Here is a 3,890-nt window from a genome sequence, read left to right on the forward strand (position 1 = left end):
CGGCGGTACCGCCCCGACGGGTGTCTCCGGCGGTACCGCCCCCATGGACCAGCCCACCGCGGAGCTGCCGCGTATCACCCCGGTCACCGACCGGGGGTCGACCGACTCTGGAAGGGATGCGTAGTGCTGCACCCGACGAAGCCGGCCAGGAACCTCGACTGGCTCCTCGACGACCTGATCGACCGGGTACCCGCCACCCGCCAGGCGGTGGTGCTCTCCGCGGACGGTCTGCTGCTGGGTGCGTCCCGGGGCATGGAACGGGCCGACGCCGAGCACATGTCGGCGATGGCGGCCGGTTTCTCCAGCCTGGCCCGGGGCGCCAGCCGGCACTTCGGTACCGGTGCGGTACGCCAGACCGTGGTCGAGATGGACGAGGCGTACCTCTTCGTCACCTCGGCCGGGCAGGGCGCCTGCCTGGCCGTGCTGAGCGCCGCCGACGCGGACATCGGCCTGGTCGCCTACGAGATGGCGATGCTGGTGACCCGGGTGGGGGAGAACCTCAGCGCCCCGGCCCGGTCCGCTGTCGAGCCCGGCCCGCCGTCCGGGCCGACCGGAGGGCCGACCGATGCGAGCTGACCCACCCGGCGCCCTGCACGACTGGTTGGACGACGAGGCCGGCCCGGTCGTCCGGCCGTACGCCATGACCGGCGGCCGGGTCCGCCCCACCGTGGGGTTCGACCTGGTGGCGTTCGTCCACGCCGATCCGGAGGCCGATCCGGACCGGCACCAGCTGAGCCAGCCGGAGCACCGGCGGATCCTCCGGCTGGCGGCCGAGCCGATCTCGGTCGCGGAGGTGTCCGCCCATCTGGACCTGGCTCTCGGCGTGGTCCGGGTCCTCCTCGGTGACCTGCTCGATGCCCGGCTGATCGCGATCCACGAGCCGCCGGCCACGTCCTACTATCCCGACGACAACATCCTCAAGGCGGTGGTCAATGGACTCCGTGCGCTCTGACCGGAACGGATCAGGGCAGCGGGTACCCCTCGCGCTCAAGATCCTGATTGCCGGTGGCTTCGGGGCGGGCAAGACGACACTCGTCGGCACGGTCAGCGAGATCCGTCCGTTGCAGACCGAGGAGATCCTGACCGACGCCGGGATCGGCACCGACGATCTGTCCGGGGTGGAGACCAAGCGGACCACCACGGTGGCCATGGACTTCGGCCGGATCACCATCAACGAGGACCTCCAGGTCTACCTCTTCGGTACCCCCGGGCAGGACCGGTTCTGGTTCCTCTGGGACGAACTGGCCTTCGGTGCCCTCGGTGCCGTGGTCCTCGCCGACACCCGCCGGCTCGCCGACTGCTTCCCGTCGGTGGACTACTTCGAGCAGCGGGGCATCCCGTTCGTGGTCGGGGTGAACTGCTTCGACGGGGCGCAGCGGTTCGGCGTGGACGCGGTACGCCGCGCGCTGGACCTGGACCCGGACGTGCCCGTGGTGCTCTGCGACGCGCGGAGCCGGCAGTCCGGCAAGACCGTGCTGGTGGCTCTGGTCGAGCACGTGGCCCAGCGGCGCGGCGAGCCGGTTCCGGCGGCTTGACCTGCCCGGGTCCGCCCGTTTCTGGTTAGATCGACGCGGGGCAGGGTCCGACGACCGTCAGATCCGGACAGGCGACGGAGGGGGACGCCGGTGAGTGACCGGGGCGGCTTGGTCCACATCGGGTGCTACACGCCGGCCACCGGTGGTCGGGGCGCGGGCATCGTGCTGGCCCGCCGGGACCCGGTGGGTGGGGCGCTGACCGTGCTCGGTACGGCCGCGGTCACCGACTCCCCGTCGTTCCTCGCCCGGCATCCCGGCCTCGACGTGCTCTACGCGGTCAACGAACTGCCCGACGGGACGGTGAGCGCGTTCCGGGTGGCGGCCGACGGCGGGCTCACCCCGCTCGGGGTCCGCTCCACCGGCGGGGACAGCCCGTGCCACCTGGCGGTCGCGCCGGACGGCCGGCACCTGTACGTGGCGAACTACGGCAGCGGCAGCGTCTCGGTGCACCCGCTGGACGCGTCCGGGGTGCCCGGCGACCACACCGACCTGCTGGCCCACTCCGGGCACGGCGCCGACCCGGAGCGGCAGGACCGGGCACACGCCCACATGGTGTCGCCGGACCCGGCCGACGGCTCCGTACTCGCCGTCGACCTCGGCACCGACTCCGTCTACCGGTACGAACTGGAACCGGCCTCCGGGCGGCTGGTGCCCCTGGCTCCCCGGCTGCGTACCCCGGCCGGCACCGGGCCCCGGCACCTCGCCCGGCACCCGGACGGCCGGCGCGCCTACCTGGTCGGCGAGCTGGATGCGACGCTGACCGGGTACGACCTGCACCCCGGCGGGGTGCTGCACGAACGGCACCGGGTGCCGGCGAGCGACCGCACCGGGCGCGTCCACCCCTCGGAGGTGTCGGTCGCGCCGGACGGGCGGTTCTGCTACGTCGCCAACCGGGGCGTCGGCACGCTGGCCGTCTTCGCGCTGGTCGACGACCAGCCGCCCCGCCTCGTCACCGAGGTGGCCACCGGTGGTGGCTGGCCCCGGCACTTCGCCCGGGCCGACGACCATCTCTACGTCGCCGACGAGCGCGCCCACCTGGTCCGGGTCTTCCGGGTCGACCCGGTGACCGGGATCCCGACTCCGGTCGGCGAGCCGGTCGAGGTGCCCAGCCCGGTCTGCGTCCTGCCCTGAACCACGGCCGGCCCCCGGGTCCGTCGACAGGGCCCGCACCGGCCCGGGCCCGGCCCCCGGCCGGGCCACCACCCGGCGCGGGTCAGCGGTCGGTGTCCCCGTCGAGCAGGGCGGCCAGCCGCGCGGCGACGGCCGGCGCGTACAGGTGCAGCCGGGCCACGTTGACCGCGTCGTCACCCACCACGGCGAGCAGGGCGTGCCCGTTCACCGCGTACACGCTCAGGTACCCGTGCTGGTTGCGGGTGGTGGTCTCCCGGAACCCGCCCTGCCCGAGCCGGCTGCCGACCTGCCGGCCGATGCCGCAGGTGGTGGCGGCGAGCGCGGCCAAGTCGTACGGCTCGATGTCGGGGCCCAGGTCGTGGGTGATCAGCAGGCCGTCCACCCCACCGAGCACGCAGCCCCGTACCCCGGGGACCTCGATCCGCAGGCCGGCCAGCTCGGCCCGGATGGCCCGGTGGGCGGACGGGTCCACCTGCGGGGGCGGCCACCGGTGTGCCTCGGGCGTCGGCGCCGGCCGGGCGGTGCGGCGCGGCAGGGTCGTCTCCTCACTCCAGCCGGTGCTCACAGTTCCAGGCTCTCCTCGATGGTGCGGAGCTGGTGCCGGGCGAGGGCCAGGTTGGCCCGGCTCTTGCTGAGCATCAGGTAGAGGAAGAGGCCCTTGCCGGAGCGTGCGGTGAGCGGCCGGATCAGGTGGTACTGCGAACCGAGGGTGATCAGGATGTCCTCGATCGTGTCGTCGAGCCGGAGCATCTCGATGGTGCGCAGCTTGGCGCGGACCACGTCGGTGTTGCCGGCCGCCGCCACGGTCAGGTCCAGCTCGGCTGTCCCGCCGGCCACGCCGAGGGTCATACCGCTGGTGTGGTCGACCAGCGCCACGCCGATCGCGCCGTCGATGCTCATCGCACTCTTGAGTGCGACGTCGAGGTTGGCCATGGTGTCTGCCCCCAGGTCGGATCGGTGGCCGGTCCCGGTCCGCCGTCCGGCGGACCGCGACGTCGACCGGCCGACGTCGCGGGTGCGCGGGGTCGGCACGGATCGGGGGTCGCATTGCGGGACCGGAGTTGTCGCCCTGATCTGCCGGGCTCCGGGGGCCACCACGGGAACGTCCCGGGCGACGGTGGGACCGATGACCACGAACAGGTCGTTTCTACTGCTCAACCGGATCTTAAGAGCCGGCTGGCGGGCCGGCAATTTGAGCGTACCCGGCACCGGGGGCGGGTGCCG

General features: G+C 73.5%; 6 protein-coding genes. 4 read left to right on the forward strand and 2 right to left on the reverse strand.

The genetic code is table 11. From position 1 onward, the window contains the following. Positions 1 to 123: 123 nt before the first annotated feature. The 4 genes from GSF22_RS31730 to GSF22_RS31745 all read left to right on the forward strand — a co-directional run bounded on the left by GSF22_RS31730 (position 124) and on the right by GSF22_RS31745 (position 2,666). Positions 124 to 576: a roadblock/LC7 domain-containing protein gene (locus tag GSF22_RS31730; protein ID WP_208817596.1), complete on the forward strand. Its 453-nt coding sequence runs from the start codon at positions 124 to 126 to the stop codon at positions 574 to 576. Beyond that, positions 566 to 952 carry a DUF742 domain-containing protein gene (locus tag GSF22_RS31735; protein WP_208817597.1) on the forward strand — a complete coding sequence of 129 codons (387 nt, stop codon included), beginning with the start codon at positions 566 to 568 and terminating at the stop codon, positions 950 to 952. Before GSF22_RS31730 ends, GSF22_RS31735 begins: the two co-directional genes overlap by 11 nt. Continuing rightward, positions 933 to 1,535 (forward strand): GTP-binding protein, encoded by a 603-nt coding sequence (locus GSF22_RS31740; protein WP_208817598.1) that lies wholly within the window; start codon positions 933 to 935, stop codon positions 1,533 to 1,535. Before GSF22_RS31735 ends, GSF22_RS31740 begins: the two co-directional genes overlap by 20 nt. 90 nt (positions 1,536 to 1,625) lie before the next feature. Beyond that, positions 1,626 to 2,666, forward strand: coding sequence for a lactonase family protein (locus GSF22_RS31745; RefSeq protein WP_208817599.1), 1,041 nt, complete (start codon positions 1,626 to 1,628; stop codon positions 2,664 to 2,666). An 82-nt stretch (positions 2,667 to 2,748) separates the two neighbouring features. Here GSF22_RS31745 and GSF22_RS31750 read toward each other — a convergent pair whose 3' ends face one another. Both GSF22_RS31750 and GSF22_RS31755 read right to left on the reverse strand, forming a co-directional pair. After that, on the reverse strand, positions 2,749 to 3,231 hold the full coding sequence (locus GSF22_RS31750) for a roadblock/LC7 domain-containing protein (protein WP_307804493.1): 483 nt from the start codon (positions 3,229 to 3,231) through the stop codon (positions 2,749 to 2,751). Next, positions 3,228 to 3,599: a hypothetical protein gene (locus GSF22_RS31755; RefSeq protein WP_208817600.1), complete on the reverse strand. Its 372-nt coding sequence runs from the start codon at positions 3,597 to 3,599 to the stop codon at positions 3,228 to 3,230. The genes GSF22_RS31750 and GSF22_RS31755 overlap by 4 nt, the downstream gene beginning before the upstream one ends. Positions 3,600 to 3,890: the final 291 nt, after the last annotated feature.

It is taken from the genome of Micromonospora echinofusca (genome assembly GCF_017614955.1).
Taxonomy (GTDB): domain Bacteria; phylum Actinomycetota; class Actinomycetes; order Mycobacteriales; family Micromonosporaceae; genus Micromonospora; species Micromonospora echinofusca_A.

Excerpts from the sequence above, each read along its gene's own strand:
- GSF22_RS31735 (WP_208817597.1), top strand. The coding sequence starts at position 566 with ATGCGAGCTGACCCACCCGGCGCCCTGCACGACTGGTTGGACGACGAG.
- GSF22_RS31740 (WP_208817598.1), top strand. The coding sequence starts at position 933 with ATGGACTCCGTGCGCTCTGACCGGAACGGATCAGGGCAGCGGGTACCC.
- GSF22_RS31755 (WP_208817600.1), bottom strand. The coding sequence starts at position 3,599 with ATGGCCAACCTCGACGTCGCACTCAAGAGTGCGATGAGCATCGACGGC.